Annotated in this window: 1 protein-coding gene; it reads left to right on the forward strand. The window is 70.5% G+C overall.

The window, feature by feature from the left end; translation table 11 throughout:
* Positions 1 to 369, forward strand: a 369-nt coding sequence (locus DQG17_RS21525; RefSeq protein WP_255415681.1) for an FGGY-family carbohydrate kinase, incomplete at both ends; no start/stop codon positions are given.

Genomic DNA, 369 nt, shown 5'->3' on the forward strand with positions numbered 1-369 from the left:
CCATCGCGCAGGACCCGTCCGAGATCATCTATCTGCCCTATCTTTTCGGCTCTCCGCACCGGGTGGATGTGCCGGGCGCCTTCCTCGGGCTGCGGGGCTGGCACGGGCGCGGCCACATGCTGCGCGCCGTGGGCGAAGGCATCGCCTTCAACCATCGCCACCACGTCGACACGCTCGACCCGGAGCATGCCATCCCGTCGGTCCGGCTGACAGGCGGCAGCAGCCGCAACGCCTATTTCGCGCAGCTCATGTCCGACGTGCTGGGCCGCCGGGTCGAGGTGCCGCAGACGCTGGAGGCGGGCGCCCTCGGCGTGGCGATCTGCGCCGGTCTGGCGGCGGGCCTTTATGAGGACTGGGACGATGCGCTGG

This window comes from Tropicimonas sp. IMCC34043 (assembly GCF_003390845.1).
In the GTDB taxonomy this organism is placed as follows: domain Bacteria; phylum Pseudomonadota; class Alphaproteobacteria; order Rhodobacterales; family Rhodobacteraceae; genus Tropicimonas.